This is a genomic window from Brakhagea baltica (assembly GCF_052161605.1).
Taxonomy (GTDB): Bacteria; Planctomycetota; Planctomycetia; order Pirellulales; family Pirellulaceae; genus JBKCUI01.
In genome coordinates, this window is record NZ_CP197409.1 from 1,954,939 (window position 1) to 1,980,890 (window position 25,952).

Consider the following 25,952-nt stretch of genomic DNA (forward strand, 5'->3'; position numbering starts at 1 on the left):
TCAATCCCCCTTGGGGGGGATGGTGATGTAACTGAGGACCACGGCACTACTAACTCTCTGCCGGACATATAGTACATCAGCGTTGGTCACGCGGCGATCCTTGTTGACATCCCGGACATCATCAATCGATACTAACGAGCTGGAAACCGCCTGCCGTACAGCCAGCACATCCGCGTTAGTAACCCGCATGTTGGGGCCGTCCCCGTTAACCTCTCCGTCGGCATGACCTAGGTAGAAGACTTCAGGACGATTCAACCCCGTCTGCTCGTTGGCCCGGACCACAATCTGCAGCCAGGTGTTCATAATCGCGTTGTCCTCCCACTCGATCCGCACACGCGCTGGAGTGGTCTCCGTGCCTGGGGTAACATGAATCAATGTCGGTTCCGGTGCCGCGGCCCACGCACCAGGATCGCCGGTCTTGCCAACCCGGAATTGAAAATCACTCAAGCTCAGATTGGTACTCGCCAATCCTGCGACATCAAATACCAAACCATTGATCCCTCGAGAGTAGTTGATAACATTCGCGAAAGTCGTAACCTGCGCGGTATTCGTTGCCCTAAGCATTTGCTTAGATCCGGTTGCGGTCGAAAGCGCAGCCTCAATATTTCCTCCTTGCGCAAAAGCCGAGCCTTTATAATACACCGCGCTGCGGGCTACCGCTACTAACACATCAATATTAAACGTGACCGTGGCCGAAGCTTCTATCGTTGTGGCCGTGATCACCACATTCACATCATCAAGCCTGCTAGTCGGTGTATAAGACCACGTCCAAGTGCCATCGGCATGCTTAATGACTTCGCCAATCGATGCTTCTAAAACTAAACCATCTGGATTGGCTGCCTCCCATGTTCCCGAGTTTGTAAGGACGGAGAGCACGTTCCCTGTGACACTTGTTTCGTTGACATTTATGGCGACGGCTTCTTCCACATCGATGACGCTAAGTGCAAATACTTGATCCACTTCGTTACCAGCCAAATCCCGCGAACGAACGCGAACGGAATACTCAGGGATGGTCTCGTAGTCCAGTCGTTCACCCGCTCTGAGGAATATCTCATCGTTGATAATTCGGAATTTTTGGTTATCCAGGGGATCGTCGCCATCAAAGAGTTCGTATTGGAATTCGTCATCGAGGTCCAAGTCCTCTGTTCGTAATCGTCCAAAGAGTCGATCTACCAGCTGAACCTGATTGTCCTCGTATACGATTTCTGCATCCAACACGATACCGGTCGGCTCGTGTAGATTGACGAACAAACTGAAGCGATCCGTGCGGCCAACATTGCCCGCTAAATCCCTCGCGTTGACGCGGAGGTCGTAGATGCCTGAGGCTAACGGTTGGTGAGTGAAATACTCGTCCGGTAACTCCCACGTGCCATCTCCCAAATTATTGGCCAACATCAAACGATCGCCAACCAACACTTCCACAATGGGGTCCGTGTCCCTGTTGTCAGCGATGGTGCCCGTTAGTTGTGGTCGGTTCGTATTAACTACGAACATGCTGCCATCGTTGACCAAGTTGACAAACCAGGGTTCTGCAACCGTTGGATCATTGTCTAGAGTGACAGACGGTGCCTCCAAGTCTGCCTCACCAAGCGTGACCAAAACTTCTTGAATACCAACACCACCATCTAGGTCGCGAACTTGAAACTGGATCGTGTAGGTACCAGGGCCAGGGAACAAATACTCGAACTCAAAGGAACCATTGGTCAAATTGATCGGTAACGTCGGATTGATGCTACTCGTCGCTGTGTGCTGATCAAGGACTCCTGGATCAGAAAAGATTCCGCTGAATCGCACGGGCACGTTGGCTGGATGTAGAGGCAGCGTTATTGAAGATACTTGTACTACAGGATCTCTATTGAGCACCAACAGGCTTGCAGAATCTGAAACTACAATACCTGAATCATCCCTGGCGGTAACAGTTACCCAGTAGGTTCCTTGTTGCGGAGGATTAAACGGTATGAAGTCCGAGCCAGTTTGAACCTGCTCAAAGCCACCCTCGGATATAATCCGCCACTCAATCTGAAGGTTCGCCAAATCGATTGCACTTCGATCGAAGAAGTACGCAACCAAATCAACGTGGTCGCCTTCGTAAATCAGCTGCTGCGGACTGGCAAGAGTTACGACTGGGAGGGCATTCGCAACATGAATGGTCCATTCTTCCTGTGATGTTCCATCAGCATCCGTCGCAGTCAGCCGCAGTGTGTAGGTAGCATCGTTGACTGCAAAGTACTCGAATAAGGAACTATGGCCTTCCGCAACCGGGACGCCCCCAGTGTCTAGAAGTTCCCAGTGGTAGGAAACGACATCTGTTAATCCGCTCGACACTAGCAATGTGGCGTCGAATGAAAGCGTGTCCCCTTCTAGCCACTGAGTCTGCAGTTCCTCTGATGAAATGCGCGGTGGATGATTCAAAACGTTGACCGTTCGCGTCACGATTGCCGCAGCGTCTGTTCCATCGGTTGCTTGCACGGCCACGACATACTGGCCGCCATTCTGGAAGCGATGCTGAATCGTCTGGCCAGTTACCGTCGGATTGAACGTTGTACCGTTGTAGTTCAGGTCCCACAGATAGGTAATCGTATCAGCAGCGACGTCAGTAGCCGCGATACTGAAGGTGGCAGTCAACGATTCATCAATGCTATCCGGACCGATCAACCCGCTTGTATAAACCGGTGCGGCATTCGATACGCTGACTGGAATTTGATACTGCAACGGTGTTTCATGCACTGATGTGCGCACGAACAAGGTGATCGTGTAGTTGCCTTCGTTCGGGAAGGCGTGGTCGAGTTGCACAATATGTCGCGTTCCGTAAGGATCTGACGGATCGGGGATGACATTTGCCACTTCTCTGTGTCCATTGCCGTAGTCAGCTTCAATCACCCAGGTGTCCCTGCCGTCGCGGAAGCGGATGCGATCACCAATGGGAACGCCTTCTGGAATCGAGAGGTCCAGCGTCTCCAGCAGCGGATCGGTCGGCAGAACAGTGACGAGTATGGAATCCTCAGCCACCAAGCCATCGCTCAAGTCGGTGATACGAACGCTCACTCGATAGGCACCTGGGAAATCAGGAACCAAGGAGCCAGGTTCTTGCCAAGCGTAGCCCAGGCTCACAGTGGAATTAATGACTTCGAAGGACTGGTCGTAAACACCGTCGCCATTCCAATCGACTTCAACCCGCCAGATGTCGTTGGTGTGATTTCGGACTACATCGATCCAAGACGCAACTTGGCCTTCGAGCACATTGCGATCGCCTGCTAGGTCGATTGCAGGGCCAGCAATCGCCATGGAAGCACTGGTGCGATCGGCGAATGCAAATGGCTGGTCACTGCTGTCGGTACCGCGCATTTCGAGCGTCGCAAGGTATAGTCCGTCGTCGTCGGGTAGGAAATCATGCGCAACAGCAAGTTGAGCGAGCGAGATCGAAATCGATGTCCATTGACTTACGGACTGAATCGAACCGAAGGAATCCTCTACCAACCAGCGATACTCCCAAGTCGAAGCGTTCGCTGGACGAGTCAACGTACCATTAAACTGAACGGGAGACCCTTCGGAACCCGCGATCGCTTGGCCAGCATCAACGTAGGTCATCGAACCGATGTTACCTGCCGCGTAGATCTCACCAATGCCCAGATTCAACTGTTGGCTAGTTGGAAGCGTTCCGCTTCCCGGCGCTGGCCCAACGGGTTGAATCCATTGTTGACCTGGATTGAGTCCCGGAATCACGAAGCGTCCTGACGAATCGGACAAGAAGATTTCGCCGCTGTCCATCTGACCGTCATTGTTCAAGTCAACGAAGATCGTGGCGCCCTCGAGCGTTGGCTCATCACCGTTTCGAGTTCCATCGCCATTGAGATCTTCAAAACGTGTTCCCTCAACGAGTGCCGTCCCGACAGTCACCGTGAAACGCTGATCGGAAGAACGACCTTGAGACGTGCCCGCTGTCATTGAACCATCGGTAGCCGTCACAATGAGTGAAACGTTCCCCGAATAACCCGGTGGCGGAGTCACGATAACGTTGGAGCCCGACATGGTGGCCAACACCGCTGGATCATCTGACGAAACCGAAAGACTAACGGTATCACCGTCAGCATCGGCCGCCGTGACGGGAATGACCAAAGAGTTGGTGATATATGCGACATCGTTTCGCATTAAACTGATCGTGGTAGCTCGGCCTTGACCTCCAAGGACATCGGCTCCAACTGTTATGGAAATGGGTGCAGACGGGGTCGCAGGTTCAGGTACAAGCGTCACATAGACTTGTCCCGGATTGAACTGTGCGAGGACTTGGTCTACGCCGCTACCGCCAAAGCGGGCGTCGTTTTGCCATCCCCCGACAATCAAGTTAGTAAGAGGATTGTTGCCAATACCTAAATGAGGACTATCCCACGAAATCTGCGACAGATTCGCCACAAGGATCATGTCGAAGCCAGGGTAGTTATAACCCCAGCCGCTATCTAACCGAACGGCAGCGAACGCTACATTCTCCGGTGCATTTCCAAGAATCAACTGCTCTGAGAAGATCTCGTTTGCGGAATGAGGAAGTAGACCGTAAGCCTCTGCTCCACCCACGAGATTCGGAATATTGGGAGTATTCGTCAACGTGAACGGATTGGCCGATCTTACGATGGTGTTGTTGAGTGCGGCACCAGTCGGATTCACTGTAGGCGCGACTCCCATCCCACTCGTTCCGGATTGAGCGTTGCCGACAACGACCAACCGTCCTGCTCCGCCTGAAGCGGCTCGTGCCGTTGATGACCACCCATGCACCCCACCTAACCCGCCCGAAATGTTCACGGTAGAGCCAAGTGTGTTAATGACTGATCCAGATAACTTAATCGTTCCGCCGGCACCACCCGCACCTCCTGCACCAGAGCCACCGGCACCTCCGGTTCCTCCGAATCCGCCGTCACCACCCGTACCACCGGTCGCGCCTTGAGCTCCACCTGTTCCACTTGTACCGCCAGCGCTACCGCCAACGCCAGTTCCTCTAGAACCAGGGCCTACTCCAGGTTGTCCTACTAACCCGAAACTACCATCTCCTCCGCTGGATCGAAAGCTAGCGATAATCGTCGAAGCCCCAAGTGCGCCGAGTTCAAATGCGCCACCGCCGGCTCCACCACTTCCGCCAGTACCGCCAGCACCGCCAGCACCACCGGACGCGCCGTGTCCCCCCGTTCCTCCGGTGCCACCCGATCCACCAAAGAGCCCCGTTCCAGCGGCGCCTTGTCCGCCACCGCCACCGCCGCCGCCACTTCCGCCGCCACCCCCGCCCATACCGCCGCCGCCACCACCTCCCGCGCCACCACTGCCACCACCGGTCAATAAAAATATGTCCGCGGAATTGCCAGGATTGAGTCCTGCTCCAGGTAAAGTTGTCGACGCATTACCGCCCACTTTTCCATTTGATCCGTCACCAGCCTTGCTGGGCTTATTCGGCGTTGTGGGATTGGCTTGAATACTTCCAGACACATTATTACGGCTACCACCAGTCCCGCCGCTGCCGGAAGCACCGGCGGTTCCACCGCTTCCAAATGTTTCAGTACCAGAGTTTTGGCCGCGTGCCCCTCCTGCACCTGCAGCGCCTGCACCGGTTGAGTTACCCGATCCTGCGCCACCTGTGTTGCCAGAAACTCCATTGCTACCCAGCCCACCACCGTTGCCACTTTGGCCAACAGTTCCAGGACTGCCATTATTGCCGGTACCCGTACTGAAGCCAGTAGCAAAATTGCGACCGTTTCTCCAAAGGTATTGGTTCGGGATTGACACCGGGGTCGATGAGATCCCGGGGCCGGACACTCGAACATCTAGTCGTTCAAATCCAGTAGCTTCGAAATATCTAACTGTAATTGCGTAATAAGTACTACTGCTAAGGGAAACCGTTCCAGAGGTATTATGTGGAGCGGTCCCGTTGCCAATCGTCACTCCAGATACTGTAAGAGTCCCGCCATCATCGGAATGCACGGAAAATGTATAATTGCCGGTCTGTGGCGGCTTGAACCAGGCCAACTGTTCCAGTCCAAATTGATCCCCCGTCTGTCCCTGAAGCCCAAAAGTGGTTGCGGTTCGAGGATTACTGCCAATAATAGATTGTTGACTATTGTCTTGGCAAACTTGATTTGCATTTGTATATGCATAGCCCGATGCAGGCTGACATCGAACCCAGTCAATGCCTTTCGTGTTTCTAGGCCCCGATCCACCCGCACCCCCGGAACGCCCTCCAAATTGTGCGGAGCCGCCCAATCCAAAGCCTCCCCCGCCGCCGGGCGTGCTGGCCGACGCTCCGCCCACAAAGCCAGTAGAAGCCACGGATGATGCAATAAACTGTGCACCTGGATTGACATAGGTATTCCCCCCCGCGATCACGGACAGCCGATTAGTTCCCATGATGCGAACTATGTCCGCGCCGACGTTTAGGTCGCCTTGGACATACATCGTCGAAACACCACCTTCGTTCGCATATCGGAATGGTGTTCCATAGAACACCCCGCCGGATGTGCTTCCTTGGAATTGACCAGCTTGACTGCCCATAACCAGCACGTCGTCGATGTTCCATCCACCATAGTTTACGGAACTGTCGGTCTCGCCTAGGTACCAACGAAGCTGAAGGGTATTGCCGGTAACGGGTATGCTATATTGCATATGCTGCCATCGGTCGTCGAGAATAGCACCTCCAGAGTGCACCCACAAAGTGCTCCAGGTTCCACCGTTTACAGAGTACTCGATCCCCGCTTTATCCCAAGCTGCTGATTCTATATTCAACCACCTTTGGAACGAAAGTTCGAGATTGGTTAAACCGGCGATGTTGAAACTGGGCGTGGTTGCATAGAAGCGACTTAAGTTGTCTGCGTAGGCACCATTCAAATTAAAGCCAATTACGCTATTGCCGGTGGCTCCGCTCCTCGGGTCTGCGCCGATTCCATCAGTATTTGCGCCGCGACCTTGTGGAATTCCATAGTTCCATCCCGTGCTGCCACCGGTCAATGTCCACCCTGGATTTGAATCCATGTTGGCTTGGTAAGCAGCCACCTTGATTTCAACACGATTGGAATATGGCAGCATGACAATGGTTCGGCCCGAACCATTGCTACCAGGGTTCAATTCAACATATGTCTTAAGGATCTCCATATTCGCGGAGGTTGCATTAGATACAGTTGTCAAAAAGACACTGTCATTAAAGGTTCTGTGCTGAATCGGCCCAATAATTGGGTCGTGCGTATTACTAACAGTCCACACCCCCTCAATCAAACTTGTTTCGGTGTCATTTACGATCGCCGCATGTCCACCCGGTCGATCGCTCTGTAGACCGGTGAGGGCAAATAAATGAGCAGCCGAATCAAGCGGATTGCGATCGATGTCTAACACCTGCAAATTTGGCAATACGGCCCGTACCAACCGCACGGAATCCGCAGCCAAGTTGCCAAGCAATAAATCGCCGTCTTGATCTGTCAAAGCCACCGAGGCGCGGCCATCCGGGCCAATTGTGACCTTGCCGAGGCTCTCCCAGGCAACACCACCAAAGCTGGTGCTGGCCGGGGGTAGTTGTTGATTGCGCTGATATTCAGCTTGGTCAGCAACCCATACGTACTGGCCATTCACCAACTCGCGCCGCGATCCCTGCACGGACCACTCCGCTTGCGTGGTGCGACTGGCATGGGCTGGCCATGTGACCAAGACTTCATATTCACCGGTTGGCAGGTTGGTGAATTCGTAAACCGCCGCAGCCTCACCGGAGGAACTGGCAACGATGCGATAGTCACCTTCGAAACTTCCAGGATGCTTGTCTCCCGTCCAAAGGCCAATTTCGCTATACCCAGTGTCGTGGTTATTTACAATCCACTGTCCAAGCAGTGGATTGATGTTGCTGACACGGTTGTGGGTCAGGTCGAGCCACTCGAGCCGGTCGAGCGTCGAAAGCGCCGTGATGTCAGCGATCTGATTTTCGAAGAGGTCCAATACACGCAGGAACTGCTTGTCCGCCAAGGCGGCTACGCCAGCACGTGCCGCCCACTCGCGTTCGGCCAGGATCTTGACCTGATTATCTGGTAGATTTGCGTTGCCACGGTAGATGCGGACTTCATCCATCTGGCCATTAAACCAGCCGTTGGCTGCCGTGTTACCGGTCGCTCTGACAGCGGCTTTCGAATAACCAAGCTGCCCGAACAGCAGGTTGGCCTGCCGGCTGCCTAGAGTCGTGTTCGAGCCTACCAACTGGCCATTGACGTACAACCGATGCGCATCGTTACCCGTCGGATTGTCGGTAAACGAATAGAGCACATGATGCCACTGGTCGTCGTTGAAGTTCCCCGTTGCAGTCGAGACCGGCGCTTCGTTGTTGTACTGCGCCTTGACCGCACCGTTATGCAAGAAAACGTTCAGCCCATCGTTGCCCGCCACTGGGTTTTCCCCAGTCGACGTGAAGGAGAACAAACCGCCGGTGGCGACTGATGTTTTGAACCAGAACGAAACCGCAAAGCTCTCCGTGCCAACTCCCCAGCGATTGTCACCGCTCCGCAGCGGAATGGCCACATGAGCGTTGGTCGATGGATTGAATTGGTAAGCAGCTCGATTATCACCGTTGCTGCCAGGTGCTGGCGACGAAGAGTCTACTGAAGTGACTCCGCCATAGATAATGCCCGCAGGTGCCGCAATGCTGCTTGTGACGCTGTTCACTGCATAATTGCCTGACTTCTCATCCAGCGTATACCAGCCGAACGGCTGGAACGCGCCCGTCGACGATGAGCTGAGGAACAGATCCTGCTCTGTTGTCAGTTGATTGCCCCGCGCGCTCAACCAACGCAACTGCGACAATTCTTTCGTGAAGAGCAGATCGTACCAAGTCGACGGATCAGAGCCGCCGGTGAGATTGTCGATGCTGACATATTCCAGGCGACTTAACCGCCCCAGCACATCCAGCGGACCCATCGGCATCGGTGGGTAGGCCTCGTTCGAGCCCGCTTGCAATGGATTGCCGTCCAGGTCAATGAATCGCAGACTGCGCAGCCCGAGTTCTTTCTGTTGCTCACGCCCCAGGCGGATGCCCGGCTCGATGGTGGACAAACTGGTTATCGCCTGCCCCGCCAGCGAGAGGTACTCCAGATTCGTCGCGTATTCGAGGCCCGCCAAGGAAGTAAGGGTGTTGTATGGAGTCAGCGGGTTGTCGTCCAGTCGTCCCAGAGCGCGGAGATTCGCATTCAGTTCAACCAATGAAGTCAAATCACTAGCGAGCAACGGACGAATCTGGCGTGGGAGTCCGTCCGGCGTGGGAGCGACCAATCCCAACTGTCGGGCTACGGCTAATTCTAAAATAGGATCTGCAAAAGTGGTAATCACAAAATCGTCGGGCCAAGGCACTCGATCGCCACGATCGTCTGGCGACACATCCGTTCGAGAATCGATATCTAGCTTCAAATCCCTAACCTCCAGCGATTCGGCAATAAAAGTATTGATCCCCGAGCCTCCGAACAGTCGATCGTAAGAGGCACCACCCCCGATTACATTGTTCCCCAGGAAGCCACGGATTTCATCGCGATCGGTCAGTGGGTCGGCTTCGCCAACCTTGGGTGCTTCAATCTCAACAACAAACGGCAACACGCCGCGGTTTATTTCAGGAATGTATTGGTCGCCGGCATACAGCCAGTGGGATGATTCTGCGAATGGATCATAAACTCGCAGATGGTATTTTCCTGCCGGGACGGACCTTAGGTCAATTATCGACTGTGCATGAGCACCGCCCGCGATCAATCGACCATTGGCATCGAGCAAATCAGCCACGACTCCGTTTCGCGGAGCGGTCTGCAGGTCGAACCTCCAACTAGATGGATTGACCTGGAGTGGAGTTGGCACATTCGAGGTGACTCGCAGAGTCAGCCGCGTCTTGCCAACGGACAGAGCATCTCGAATTTCCTGGATTAGGTTGAACTCGAGTTTCGGCGATGCCCCGTTGGCAGCAAATGTTCCAGAGATTTCGTTATGTGGCGTGACTCCGTTGGGCAATTGGGGAAGTGGTCGAAAACGACGTGCATCCAGTGCGACCGAATTTCCAAGAATCGTATCTTGAGGAGCAACGTCGGTCAGTCGTACAAATTCGGTTCCCTCTTGGTCGAGCACTTCAACTCGTACGCGACCATTATTGCCAACGCCACCATGAATATATGGCAAATTCAAAACTGCGGTTTCGATAACTGCCGTGTTTTCAAGTAAACCGATCAGATTCGATAGGTCAACTTCAATGAGGAGTTGCCCGTTATCCGTTGTTCCGCCCAGTTGCCAGTTCCCATTTAGATTAGGAGAAGCTACCAAGCCCTGGCCAGGGGTGAAGGCCCCAATGGTTCGTACGATTCGGTTCTGATAAGGATCTAATTCACGCTCATCAGCCCGAAGTCGAATGGACGCCTCATGATGATCTGTTGAGTAAAATCTTGAACCTTGGGGACGGCTAATTGGCTGAGAATTTCCCACCCCTTCAAGACGAAGCTTTACATAATCTCCAATTTGACCATCACCCAGCAAGCTGAACGAAAACCACTTCTCCGTCTCGTTCAATCCGAGTTCCGTTGACGGCTCGCCGAAGTATTGGAACGGTTGCCCATCCGGGCGTTCTACGAGAAACGACCCTCCGCGCGGAATTTGTCGGTTGGTTAGTACCTGCTCATTAGGATTCGGAGTAAAACTGGAGCCGCGCCCCGAACCGTATACTACGTAGATCCGTCCGGCATCTGAATTGGCAGAAATGCTTGCCGTGGTAATATCTGCACCCGGTGCACCGACGATTAGGTCGCTGATCCCATCTCCATTCAGGTCGAGCCAGGGTGTCCGTGTGAGGTATCCGAATGAATCGTTTGGCGAATTGGTCTCACCGGTGAGATACCCGCTATATGCATCCATGTTGATCAAGGAACTCTCGGCATTGATACTTCCGAAAAGTGGCTTGTCTAATTGCGAACGCTGGTCGGAGCCATAATAAAGATAGACGGTGCGCGAATCGAGATCTGAGATTGCAAGGTCGCTATCTCGGTCGCCGTCGAAATTGCCGGTCGTGACTTGAAGGTTTCTCAATACCGAAGTTGGACTCGGCGTAACCAGAGGCGTATCCGAGACGCTGGCCAGGACTACGTTCCGCCGGTTCACACGTCCTTGAGTCGGGTTAAATACATTGTTATTCAAGGCCTCCGTTCCGCGGACGTACTCTGCTGAACCACCCAAAACAAATACCGAACCGATACTATTGTTGGCTCCTCCTTCAATGGTATTGCTGTCGTTCGCCGACAACTCGATACCTCGTACAAAACCAAAATCCGCATAGCCATCTTGATTCACGTCGCCTGTCGCAAACACAGTCGACCCAAGCCCTCTTCCCTGCCACACAGCATTTGCCACACCAGTTAAATTATGGGGTTGCTGCGCAGTGCCTAAGGCGCCGGACAATATCGGCTGAAGCGTTGAGTTGGTTGTTGTCGGGCCGCCAAGCATCAAGTAGACCCGTCCAAAGCTTTTGGTTTGATCAACCTGCCCGTCTGGCATCAATCCGTAAACTGCGTAGTTGGCATCGCCAATCAATAAATCTTCAAATCCGTCGTTATTCACATCGCCAATCGATGTCACTACAAGTCTGCTGCTCGTCGGAATTGGAGCACCTTGGCCGATTGGGTTGGTAAGATCCAGTCTATTGGTTAAGTCCGTTCCAAACCGTTGATACGCGTGGGCTTGGGACAGATCTGTGCTTGCGGAGGCAAGATCAGCACCATTGAAAACGTATCCAATGGTTGAAGTAGCAATTCCATTCTCTGAAGCGGACGCACGCCGGAAGATAAACAACTCATCTTTGCCATCAGCGGGTTTATTATCGGAATCCCCTGTCCAATCCAATATCGCGATCTGTAGATCGTTTATCGTTCCTGCGAAATTGCTTTTGGCAACTTGAATCAATCGATTGTGCGACTCAATTTTACGTTCATTGATTTGGCCGCCCTTGACGATTCGGATCTCAAAATAGCCACTCGCTGGATTACTCTCGTCCGTATCTTTCAAAAAGACTAGATCGACGGCTTGTTGGCCGTCGACGTTTACCGAATTCAACAGTCTTCCAGAGCCAACGAAACGTCCAAGACTTGCATCGATAATCACATCGGCTCGGCCTTGCACACGGAAAGAATCCTTCTGCGCAAGGAAGTCATTCTGATTGTCGAACTTCCACTCGTGACTCCATTGGTCACCACGCATCAATACATGTCGGCTATCGGATCGTTGCCACGACTCGATACGTGATAGAGTCGCAGGATCCACAGGTCCAAGCAACAAATAGTTGTCGCCGAAATGTGTGGTAACGACAAAATCCGTGATTCCATTGCCGCGGAAATTTCCGATCGCTTCGATGCTTTTGAGTTGATCACCATCGGCGAGGCCTTCGAGCGCAAACGAATTCTCGAGAATATTGGAACTGTCATCCCGTCCGCCAGGAAGATCTACCCCAGCGTGAATCGAAGCCGCTTTGGTGAATCGATGCTCGCCAATTCCTGCGTTTAGGAGCTGCACTGGTTGTCCATCGAGGGTGAACAAGTAGAACTTTGTCTTCTGATCTACATCGGAGGATTCAGGTAGCAGCACTTGGTAGACGAGGTTTGTATTGAGCTGGGGAATCGATGTGGGTAATTGATTGTTCGTCGAGAGGCGAACGCGATCGCCGTCAATTAAATTGTGTGCCACCAGGGAACGGAACGAATTATCGCTGGCTACCGCAGTGATCGCAGTGCTGCTTGGCCGCGCGAAGTCGTTAAACAACGGTAGATTATAGAATACCGATCGCTGTGAATCCCTTGTTCGATAGTCCAAAGGAACAACCGTGACTATTGCGGGATTTGTATCGAGCGGAGTATTGTTGCGAATAAATGCATTATCAATTTCCGCGACGAGGCTCGGGTTGGAAAAGTCCAATTTGTTGCCAAACAACCAATCCCGCTGGTTACTGCCAATGATCAAATCGTCCCCGCCTCCCCCGGCGACAAATGCGCCGACGCTGCCTGAAGTTGAGGTGGTTCCGACGATGGTTTCTGAGCCCGCACCACCAAGAATCAGGTTAGTTCCGCTCCCTCCGACTAAATACATTCGCTGGAACGCGGCAGCACCAGCAACCAAATCACCAGAGGATATTCCCCACGCTTGCCCATTCAGAACATGGCCTGGATCGAGTCGAATGACGTCTTTGCCACCTCGCGTGTCAATTACGGTCCTGTCAATGTTTTCGGTGCGGAAAAAGCTATAACGCTGTAGCCATTCACCGTCTTCATAAGCAAATCGTTGTGCCCCCGCGTTGTAGACCAGATTGGAAATCTTATGCCTACCCAGGAAGCGATCATATCCTGCCATGACGTAATCTCGATCGCCTGTTGAGTCATGACCAAGGAAATAAACTTGGTTGAATCCGTCGCCTCCAATGAATAAGTCACTATTGCCCGTATCAACCGGGCGTCCGTCTTGAAGAGGTAGGAAGTCAGGGACGACTAAGAAAATATTGTCACCTGGGCCTCCGACCAGAAGGTCTTCGGACTGATTATCATATCCTCCCCAGAGAACATCGTTTCCGGGGCCACCAAAGATCCAGTCCTCGCCAGGACCTCCCATGAGCCGATCATCGCCCGCTCCGCCGATAATTACATCTCGTCGTATAGGCCGAGGCGTCCCGAGATTGCGAATCTCAGGTCGCCCCATCGATTCGGATACTCTGCGTTTGGGCCCCGTTGCCGAAAATAGCTCGAAGTCATGCATGCCGTCGCCAACTACTTTCACGCGGTAGTTGCCAGCAGCCAAGCCAAGAAGATCGATGGTTGCAGTGGGATCATCCGAAGCGGTACTAATCTCTTGTAGAACCTTCCCCGCTTGATTAATCAGTTGGACTGTTAGCTGATTTGTTGTAGTCGGAACCGAATTGTTACCACCACTAAACGCCGTTACCCCTAATCCTTCTCCGAGCGTGGCCTGTTCGTCGAGGGTAAATTCAAACCACCTTTCGAAAACAGTTGAACCGCTTGGTTGCACCACCGGTGAAAGTGTAGACGGGAAATTCCGCAGTAGCCCAAGTTGTCCGGTTTTAAAGGGATCAACAATCGTCCCCGTTCCCGACAAAGCGACAGGTAAATCAAATCGCAGATCGTATCTTGCGGTACCAGTACTGGTGATTCTCAGGAAGTATTCGCCTGCGGTGAAACCACTCAAAGAGGCGAGATCGAGCGTCCGGCTAGGATTTGCCGCAGACGTTACACCGTTCCACAGTACAGATGTTCCGTCCAGGGCCACAAGGGCGAGTGTCACTTCCGCATTAGCGGACTTGGAATCCAGGGAAATCGTTCCAGTGTTCGAGGGTAGCATTAGTCGGAACCAATCACCCTGCTGAGCGCGAACCCCACTGGGTAGTGTCAAGTCGATTAACGAATCTCGCGACTGTGGTGAGTGAATAACATAGGCGGAGGTTGGCGAGACGTTGGCCGCAGCTCCCGATTCGAGCTTGTCAGCCGAACTCGCAAACTGCCAGTCAATTGAGTATTCCGCAGCCTTGTTGCTGGTGATGCGAACCAAGTACGATTGCCCAACCTCTAAGTCCAACGTACCGAGATTTATGGCGTTCGCCGTCGTCGCCAGGACAGTTCGATTCTCGTCATCAGTGATCAGAGCCATCTGCAAATTCGGTTGGCTCTCTCGGAAGGATGTCGCTCGAATCGTAAGATGATCGCCAGGGCGTGGTTGAACATTAAGAGTGAAGCGATACCAATCGATATCCTTAGAAATGTCGATCTCCGTGGAATTGGTATCGATCGTCAGACCTCGTATGGATGTGTCGCGAGCGATAGACTGGAAGTCGAAGGGATGCTCTTCCGAGTTGCGATTTGCGATCGGGTCGGTACGATCTGGAAGGACGTAGAAATCTGACTCGATCACCACGACATCATCGCCCGCTCCCGCGTCGATCCATACTGATTTCTGTACCTCTGGCCTGACTCGCACGGAATCATTGCCGCCGAGAGTGTCGATCAGAATGGCCAGGAAGTCGCCTTCTGGAGGAAGAACTGTGCCCACAATGTCCAGTGTGCGATTGGCCGCAGATTGAGCGTCCGAAGTGGTTTGGCGTGGTGAACGACGTAGCAACCGGCCCGTTGCACGATCGTACTCATATCGCAATCCCTGAGAATCGACGAATTGATCATCGTCCGTGATGGATTGTTGGCCACCAAGTTGAGCATCGGTTGCATTTCCACCACTCAACTTGCTGCCCTGATGCTTTCCAACGGCACTAAAATTCGTCCAAACCCAGATGTCGCCGTCGACTGCAATCCAATGCCGCCCGTACAGAGGATTTGCTGTATTGGAATTGTATCCGACGATAACTTCGTTACCGTCGTCGTTCAACCCAACATTGGGACCGACGTACCACACGGCATCGGTCTGTTTTGCATATTCCTTCCAGGCATTGTTTGTCTCGTAGGGAGCATCGCCTTGTCCAAACAGGTTGCCTTTGGCCGTGAACAATCGGTCGCCGCTTAGCCCACTAGGGATACTATCTGTTCCGTATTGCGAGTCGAATTGCACTCTTTGCGAGCCGCTAAGTTCACCACCGCCATTTCCGTAAAGGAAATCCAGTCCCGTTCCACCGTATAGGTAGTCCGGCAGATGGCTGGTGCTTCCCAGCATCCGGTTTAGACCAGTGTCTTCAAGAGTGTATGATCCGCCGCCATCGTTGTCGTGCAGATTTCCCTGAAGATCGACGAACACGCCGAACTGACCGCCGTTGCGTGGATCCCGTGACCAAGCTGATAACAAGTTGCCTCCGGCTCCACCGATCAAGTCATCATTGCCCGCCCCACCATAAATCTGATTGAAGTCGTTGTAGGGATCGCCGTTAAAGTAGTCGCCATAAATGCGATCGTCACCAGCGTATCCAAAAAGAATGTCGCTGCCAGGCCCGCCGTCAATATGGTCACGGCCTGGAGAACCTTTGACCTTGTCATTCCCCGGTCCACCGCCTAACACGGTTAACCACTGCGTGACCGACCCGTTCGAGGTGAGAGCTTGAGACTCGATTTCCTCAACGAATTGGGCACTTAGGTCGGCGTGGATGAGGTCATCCCCCATCAGCCCCGCAATGTGGAATTGTTGAATGGTTGAATCAAGGGAAACGACAAAACCAGGTTCTCCCGGTCCGGATGAGCCGTCGTAGCGGATTCCATCAGCCCACCGCACGGCGGGATTGACCAGATCACCAGTTTCATCGCGCTCACGTGCAGCGTTGTAAATCACCCTCAATTGACGAACTTCGTTTCCATTACCGTCGTTAATCAACTCATCGCGGATCGTAATGTCGTCGTGGAACATTGGTCGACCGGATTCATCAAAGGTCTTATCACCCTCGATCAGCAGCATATTGAAACCCAGGTCGAGTCGTGTGTTTGAGGTGACCCACTGCAATGCACTCACGTCGAAGAACGGACCGGTGTTGAGAGTGTCCCCACCAAAACTGGTGTATCGACTATCTGCCCCGACCACGAAAGTGTCGATACCAGATCCGGCATGTAAGTTGTTTCTCCCAGACAAGCCCTCCAGCCAGTTGCTGCCACCGACAGCATCCAGGTAATCGTCGCCTCCACCGCCAAAAAGTTGATCGCTACCGATCCCACCAAACAGCCAGTCACCGCCACCATCCATGGCCGAATTTGTGCCGCGGGCATACAGCGGGCCGTTCAAATAATCGCCATGCAGATAATTATTCCCACCCGCGCGTGCGTCCAGGATATCGCGTCTCAAATTACCGTACAGCAAGTCATCGCCACTGCCACCAATCAGGTGATCGCCCCACAGGAGACTTTCGACGGCGTTTTCATATCCTGCATAGGCATAGAGAGTGTCATTGTCGGCACCACCCCACAGACGTTGTCCAACTTGAGAACCAGTGGCATCTCCCGCGTCACCGAACAGTAAATCATCACCACTATCGCCGTAAAGTTGATCAATTCCCGCTCCACCACGGATAATGTCATGTCCCTTGCCACCGCGAATAATGTCGTCACCACCGCCACCTAGCAGACGGTCATCTCCTTCACCACCGTCGATGTAGTCATGCCCTTCTTCGCCATCGATGAAATCATCATTGTTTCCTCCAAACAACCAGTCGGTGCCGTCACCACCGTAGATCTCATTGCGGCCATCATCGCCGTGAGCTGACCCATCTAAACTGATTGAAACAAGGATTGCCGGCGTAATGAGCGGCGGTTGATAACTTTGTCTGCTCGGAATTACACCTTGAACGGGATACGTTGCAGCCAACGATGCAGCAAATGCTTCGGCCTCCTCGAAGCCTTGCGGCAGCACGAACTGGCCCGGATTCCACGAGTTGCCTTGCCATGCAAAAGCGTCAAAGCCGCTGCTGGCCATAGGATTGAAATGGTTCACCCAGGAAAATGTGGTTTGAATCTGATTCCACGTTGGGACCGCTGTGTAGTTACCGATTCCCCAACCCAGTAGTTGCTCAGGGGGCAAACCGCCCCAAACTAGATCTTCGCCATCACCACCATCCAGGATATCGTTCCCGCGACCACCAATGATCAAGTCACGACCGCCGCCGCCGCGAATCGTATCGTCCCCGTCCCCGCCAATGAGGATATCGTCGCCAGGACCGCCGACGATCAGGTCTTTGCCGCTGCCCGTTTGCACAAAGTCGTTTCCGGCTCCGGCATAGATCACGTTGTCGCCGCCGGGAGAGAAAATCCGGTCGTTGCCCGCCCCTGTCGTGATCGAATCATTACCAAAGCCAGTGACGACCTCGCTGTCGCCATCCCCTGCTTCAATGACGTTATTTCCTTCGCCAGCATGAATGATTTTCACGCCGTGTCCAACCATGATCGTGTCGTCGCCAGCGCCGGTAGTAATGGTGACATTGGCATTACCGACTTCGACACGATTGGTGCCCTCACCCGCATGAATCGTTTTGTTGCCATCACCGGCGGAGATCAAATCGTTCCCACCATAGGTTGTGATTTGATCAACTCCATGCCCCGTTCGGATCGTGTTATTGCCGCCGCTTGTATAGATCACTTGCGGGACGAAGAATGTTCCTCCCGAACCAGCGTCGATCCAGTCGTTGCCGGAACCCGTCTGGATTTGGTCGTTGCCAGATCCAGCAGTGATCCGGTTATTGCCGCCAGCAACCGTAATGACGTTGTCGCCGTCGCCAGCATGAATCGTGTCATTGCCGCTACCAGCGTGGATGACGTCGTTGCCAGACCCAGCGGTTGCGAGATTGTTACCTGCCCCTAAATGGATCGTGTTATTTCCCGATAAGGCGTGAACCGTGTCGGAGCCGCTGCCGGCATAAATCGTGTCGGAACCAATATCACCGTAGATAGTATCGGCATGGGCTTCGTTACTGTCACCATCGCCAGTGTCCCAACGATCACCATAAATCAAGTTTCTGTCCGAGACATTCCCGCCTCCTGTCGTTGATATCCCGCCAAAAATCTGATCACGTCCCCAACCCGCCAGGATGAAATCGCTGCCTGGTCCGCCGTAGATCGTGTCGTTGCCATTGCTGGATTCGGAAGTGATTTGGATTCCAGGATTGTTCGGATTAGCTGACCAAGTGCCCGTCCAGGTAGCCGAATCACCAATCAAAACATCGTTACCACGTCCGCCGTAGAGCGTGTCGTTGCCGTCACCGCCGACCAAAATATTGTGTTCACCGGCGACTCCCCAATCGCCCACGTGCCTGCCAGAAACCAGCAAGTCATTGCCAGCACCGCCGTAAATCGTGTTGCTGCCGCCCCCACCAAAAATACGATCATCACCGATACCACCATCGGCCCAGTCATTGCCAGCTCCGAGATGAATTTCGTCGTTGCCGTCCATGCCATGTACACGGTCATTGCCGGCACCAGCATCGACGTAGTCGTTGCCGCCACCGGCGTAGATGAGATCATTACCACGAGCACCAAAGATCCGGTCGTTACCTCCGCCGGAGTGCTGCAAACCGGAAATGCCAGGGCTGTTGGGATTACCGGTCCAATTGCCCGAGAACGTGACGGCATCACCAAAAACCAGATCATTGCCGTTACCACCATCGATCCAGTCATGCCCTAGGCCACCGATGATGACGTCGTCGCCAAAGCCGCCGTAAATCTCGTCATCTCCCGCGCGGCCATCAATCCAATCATCACCGCGACCACCGTCGATATAGTCGTTGCCATCGCCTCCAAAGATCAAGTCATCGCCGTCGCCGCCAATCAGTCTGTTTGCTCCTCCACCAGTGAGAAAAGTGATGGCAACACTACCACGCTGCCCTTGGCGTGGATTCCCACCCCAAGCTCCTGTAACCGTAGCGGGACCACCGATGATCAGATTGTTACCTCCGCCACCGTGGATGATGTCGTTCCCAAGTCCTCCGATGAGAATGTCATTTGCCGAAGAACCTGTGATGGTGTCATTGCCTGCACCACCATCTACCCGGCCACGGCCTGACCCCAACTTGATGATGTCGTTCCCGTCACCGCCGAACACAACGGCATAACCATCAGACGTGGTGATCACGTCATCGCCGCCACCCCCGTGTATCTCGACAGGGACGGTGATGCCATCGAGCATCGTGAAGCGGTCGTTGCCACCCTTACCATCGAAGAAAATGCTGGTGACTCCGGAATGTCGCTCTTCGCGTCCCTGCGAGAACACCACAATTTGGCTACCGTCGCTACTGAGCGTGAATTGATCCGGTCCATCCGTTGTGTGGAACTTCAATACTCCAGAATCCATGTACGAGAATGCAGGCGGACCCGCCGCAGACGGTCTAGGCAACGTGTAATCTAGCAACACCACTTCTGCTAACTGCCAATCCTGGCCAGCAATTCGCTTGTATTTGCCGAGTACCTTGAATCCGATTTCATAGTAAGCGAACAGCTTCGCTGACATCTTTCCTGACACGTCAAAGATATGAATCGGTCCTAAGGCAAAGTTCTCCTCCAGCTCCTTGAAGCGTACCTTTCCATCACCATTGGGATCGTTGAGGTCGAAGAATACGTCCACAAAAATCCCACCACCGACACCACCGCGAGCGATGCCGAGGTTCAATTCGCCGGCAGCCGTCAGAGCACCGCTGAGCACAATTTCGGGGACATCAGGGCCGGTGCCATCGACACTGGCGGTATCGCTGATAAAGAAACCATTGGCAATCAGGCCCGGTGCGGTATAGCCGCTGGCCGCGTATTGGCGCAGGCCGAACGTGTCGAAGCCGAATGCAAAGTCGACGCTGGCTCCCACACTGCCCGTAATTCTGGCACCAATCGGTCCGAAAATCGGGAAGAACTGACTGTATTCAAAGTGTGCCTTCAGTGCCGGCATGTCGTAGCCAAATAGCGTAACATCTTTCCCGAGTAGTAGACCAAAAGCGCTGGCTGGATTTTCAAGAATTGGGAACTTGAATCCTCCGCCACCAGTGAACCCAACGGAACTGCTAAACGCGGCGCCTTGAGCAGGTGAATTTGTAGAGATCTGGCTTTGAATCTGAGTCAGTGATTGCGTCGCAATGGGAATAGCTGCGAGGTTTCCGGCCACTCGCGACGAACGTGCCAAACTGCCATCTACTTTGAACTCGCCTAGATTAACCCAATTGGTCCCACCGACCCCTTGCAATCGCCCAGCGAGATCCGAAATGTCGCGAATAGCATAGATAAAGTCGTTATAGTCACCGTAGCCGAAGAAGCTGGCGATATCCAACAAGTTGATCGGTCCGGCCAAGTCGCTGATGACCGGCAATGGATCGGTCAGAACCTTGATGATTGGTCGAACCGGTTCGATCACCGAATTCACGTTATCAACGATCGGCTTGAGGAAGTCTCCCAAGAAGGAGCCGATATTCATCTGTACGGCACCGAAGTTGACATTCGGAGCTTTGCTGAAGTCAGCAAAGCTGTTGATCGTCCAGTCCAGACCTAAATTGGTACGCATCTGCGGAAGTGAGGTATTGCCGCCAAAGCTGGTAGTCAAGGTCCAGTCGATGTCGACCAACTTATTACTTGGTAGTAACCCTGTGAGTGTTGGCTGAACTGACATGCGGCCAATCTGGCCAAGATAGGTCCTTGGAGTTGAGGACTGCAGGTCCAAACCTAGTCGCGCACCAAGTTGAGTCCTCTGGTTGTTGACATCGAGGGTTAAGAAGCCGAGTTGCCCGCTGAAGTTGCCACCGTTAAGCGCAACGGTTAAGTCAATTTGGAGATCGTTTACCCGCTGTGGATCCAAGGCAATGTAAAATCCACGATCCTTATCAATACCAATTCCCACATCGAAGCTGAATGTTGCATCGAGTGTGGCGGTCGGGCTGTTAGGCAGCTTGAGTCCCAAACCTGGTAGACCAAGGTCGATCGGAATATTCGGGAATGATATCGTATCGAGTATCGAAATGTTGAACTGCACAAACTGATTTCCGCTACCTGAGGTCAACGTAATCGGTGCGGCCAAATACTCGGTCAACTGCAAGTTCAATGCGGCTAAAAGGCCGTCGGCATCAAGTGACGAGATATTGGGAATATTCAGTCCATCGCGAATATTCTGAACAAAATCGGCCGCTCTGTTGATACCGTTACCTATCACGGGCAAATTTAGACGTTTAAGCTGATTGAGCAGTTGCCCTTCTAGCAGGCCCCACACTCCATCCCAACCGTCCAGGAAAGCCCCCAATTGATTCAGCGGATTAAAGTTGCTGAGTGCGGAAGTAAAGTCTGGAACCTGGACTGTAAACGATCCAGGATCTAATAAGTTGGGTGCTGAGAACGAAATCGGTCCCACCGACACCGTTTCTGTCGGAAAGAACGTTGGCAAATGGGCATGGGCGGCACCAACGAACTGAGTCGTCAACGACGAGAAATTGAGGTCGTCCAAGTAGCGACGGCCGGTTCCCGACGTGTCTCGTATCCGAGCGGTAAAGCGGGCCGGATCCTGCGACGGACCAGCTCCATCCGCATCGAGGATAACCGAGCCACCTTTAATGAAAACTCCCAATGGCCCTACCGCCGCCGACATGTCGATTGGCTGGGGCGTAGTGACCTTTGCGGTGATATCCAGCTTCGTCCCCTTTTGGAGCAGATTCTGCCCATTCCCAGAGTCTCGGGTGTAGAGGAATGGGCGAAGATTGTTCGGGTCCGCTAGGTCGATTCCTAAAGCCAGCGTAAACGCGGCTCCTGCTTCAGCTTGTATACCGGCCTTTCCCTTGGCATCAACCAGTGAACCCAGACTGCCCCCCAAATCGAAATTCAGATTGAGTGTCTGACTAGTTTGGCGCCCCCAGTTGAAGACAACCTTTAACGCACCGGCTTCGTAGGATAAGACCAAGTCATCCGCATGAATTCCCAACGCATTTTCAAGTGCCAATTCGAGTTGCTGTAGCGACTCAACTGGATTTTGCTGAAGATCATCCAGTTTCGCTTCCAACGTATCAGCGAAATCAAGCAAATCCTTCAGGCTGGTCGATGTTCCAGGTATCGGCTGACTGAGCGCGTCGAGGTCTTCCATCGAACGTAGAAGGTCGACCACGCGGCGCAGTGCGTCCAGCAGGCTGGGTTGATAGATCGGTTCACCTGTGATGACACCATCGACTTGTGCGTTGGTGATGCCCAATTGGTCACGTACACTAGAGCCCCCAATCGCCTGAATAGTGAACGTACCATTACCGGTCGTGCTATCGGTAATTACTAGCGAACGACCGTCTAGGCTATAACCAAGACTAGCTCGACCGCTAGTCTGCGTGCTAATGGCATTGCGGAGGTCACCAAAGTTGCGAACGGCACGACGCGTTACGCCGACGCTATTTTTTTCAATCGCATCCAGATCGATTTCGACAGTCGAACCATCGCGGAACGTGATTTGAAGCTCAGGAAGAAGGGTTTCAGCACCGTTCTGGGCGAACTCATTGGTTCTCAAATCTAAAACTTCGCCGATCGCTTGCCGGATAACGACTCCGTCATGCAGTCCGATTCCCGATAGATTCTGGAATCCAGCCAGTGAATCCATACCTCGCAGAAAGATGTTGGGTTCAGTCCCTTGGTGGATATTGTTCCAGGTGACAATTACGGCTGCGTTGTTAGGTAACGCAAGACCTGGTATCGAGGAATTTAACTTGATGGGCAACTCAAGATTCAGGCTGGTCTGCAGCTCTGGGTTGCCAATGATATCGCTGAGCGGCGTCACGCCTGAACCGCTACGATTACTGCTAGCTGATAGCATTTCACTGACGTACAACCGGCCATCGCTGTTGATGTCGTTGAGGGTCAAGTTGAGCTGTGCGGTGGCTTGTCCTTTCCCATCGACAATCTGCACATCGGCAAACCCAAATTTTGCTTGAGCATCGATATCTGCTGCAGTGGCTTGGACAAGGATGCTAGCGTTGAAATCTTGGACGAACACTCGGTGCGTCAACGACTCCCCATGTAGGGGACGTCCAATGATCATCCCATCATCGTTATCATCTTCACCGAGAATCCCAAGAATCAATCCCGCCATCGAGCCAGAGCTTGATGTCACTCTGAACCGCTGCACCGGGTCGTAGCTGCTTAGCTCCGCTTCAGTCGTTGGACGGGTTAGATCGCGGAGCGTTAGTCCTTTACCGCTGTCAGCAATTTGAATGCTGACCGTTGGTTCTGAACCAGTCGTTGGTCGCGAGCCATCGATTATCCGCTGGCGAACTTGCCCAACCGTTGTTGCTCCTAGCAGATCCACTTCAAAGGCATATCCACTGCCGACGGCGATGTGCAGGTGCGGACCAAACTCGTGGCCGTTGCGGAGGCCGAGTCGGTCCAAGTCGGAATTGCTGGTTCCCGGCATCTCCAGGAGGGAAATATGGCGAGCGTTTGGTCCGGAAAGAGACAGCGCCAACCGTCCATCAATGATCTGACTAACGATCTGCCCCGCGAAGGGAGAGCCAGCCAACGCTTGGTTGAGGGCTGCAGTCAAATCCGCAGCAAGATCCGTTAGAGTTTGGTTCCCACTCGTTTGAGACTCGGGCAGCGATATCGTGTACCTGTAATTGGTTGCATCACGATTGACAATCAATTGGAACGCGATGTCTTTTCCAATACGCCCATTCGCGCCCGCGGCTAAGTTCGAAAACATGCCGCGTTCAACACCCATGCCCCACGTAGGTAGTGTTTGGAGCGGAGTTGCATCGGTCAGCGAAAAACCTGTGCCAAGCGGAGCCAAATCGATACCAAACGTAAAGCTTCCAGATGCTCGACTCCAAAGATCGATGACGCTTTGCGATTGGATTCCAACAAGAGACCCAAAGCCCTCACCAATGCTTATCGGCACCGATCCTAGCAATGACTCCTTGAAGAAACTCAGATCTGCGGTGATCAGACCAGCTGCTTGATCATAAGCGAGGCCGAAACCTGATACAGTTGTGCCCAACGTTTCCTGGAACATCCGCTCAAGATCTTGCAGCGTTTGCAATCGAAGCTGATCGACACTTTGCCCATCGCTAAATCCGAAGCGTTCCACTCCTGGCAATGTTTGGCCTTCTGGGGTACTCACTCGCAAGGAGCGAATTCCCGGACGCGTTGATCGGAGCGCAATGCGACCTTTGGAAACGGCCGCGATGATCGAACCATCGAGATTGGAACCACTGAGAGCGGCGGCTACAGCAGCACTCAAATCGCTGGCCAGATCCGCCAAACTGGCGTTATTAGCCGTCACGGAACTCGGCACTGTCACCGTAAAATTCTGATCGTCAACAGTCAACTGAAATACAGTGTTGTTGCTAAAATTGCTGACCGACGCAGGAACCGCTTCAGCAAGCAATTCGATCTCTTGTAGCTTGTTGAGTAATGCGGACTCAAGAGCCTTGCCTAAGTCGCCATAGTTTCCAAACGAACCTCCGCCCAGAGGCAGCTGATCAAGGAACGCTCCTGAGGTTCCTAGCCCACTCAACCATTTTCCTAATTGCGACGCTGCCTCTGAAAATTGCTTAGGATCAAAGTTCTTCAGTTGTTCGTAGAGGTTTGCAAGGGTCCCTTTAACCTTGGCTTCCAAAGACTCGGGCATCTGCACCGACTGATTGCTGGTAAAGCCCAGTTGCGAAAGCTTATGAAACCCGCTTCCCGACTGATCCAGAACCTTGAGTTCGCTGATCGAGTTGCCTTGACCGACGATCGCAAGCTTGTTGCCGATCGCCACGGCCACGACTTTGCCAGCATGGCTTGTGCCAGCCAACGCAGTGGCGATGGCTGTGTTCAAATCGGCTGCTAAATCAATAATCGTGGTGTTATTACTTGTCGCGGTGGCTGGGACAGTAATCGAATACGTCTGCGTGCCGTTGATCAGAAGATTGAAACTGGTTGGACTGCTGAAATTGCTTATGGCTGCAGGAGCATTATCCGCAACCAATTTCGCAGTATACAACCCTAAACTGACCCACATTTCACCGGGAATCGGTTGCCCTGCCAAAGCGGTTTCGAAAAACAGCACGCCATCCAGATCGCAGGTAATCGTTAACGAATAGTCTTCGCCTACGGTGAGCTGGCTTAGATTTCCGATGAGGATCGGTTCACCGCTATTGAATTGAAAATCAATTCCAGCATTAGCGACGATGTAGCTATTGTGAGTACCAGGGTTGGCCTGCGTACCGGTGTCGACGATTCGCCCCTCCAACAGACTGATCTTGGCGGCCACATCAATGGTATCAACCAGTATATCCAAATCGGCCTTGAATTCGTGTAACTGCAGATGAATTGTCTGGGCTAACGATTTTGATTGATCGGCAATATTCCAATTGATGGTAAAGTCGAGCGAGCCAGCAACCGAAACTGCAGCGGTTAGATCACCCTTGGTCGTTGCTTGAAAATTTGCAAGCTGTTCGCTGAAGTCAAACTTGCGATCACCTGTGGAACCCGCGCCTCGCGTGGTTACATGCAGCTTGACATCGCCGGACGTAGTATCGA

Annotated in this window: 1 protein-coding gene (running past one end of the window); it reads right to left on the reverse strand. The window is 53.1% G+C overall.

Annotated features, from left to right (window positions below):
• Window positions 1-25,952, reverse strand: partial view of a PKD domain-containing protein gene (locus tag SH449x_RS07400; RefSeq protein WP_482380692.1) — the 3' portion only. The gene runs 4,522 nt beyond the window's last position; 25,952 of the gene's 30,474 nt are visible here — the last part of the coding sequence; its start codon lies off the right edge, out of view — the gene reads right to left on this strand; its stop codon occupies window positions 1-3.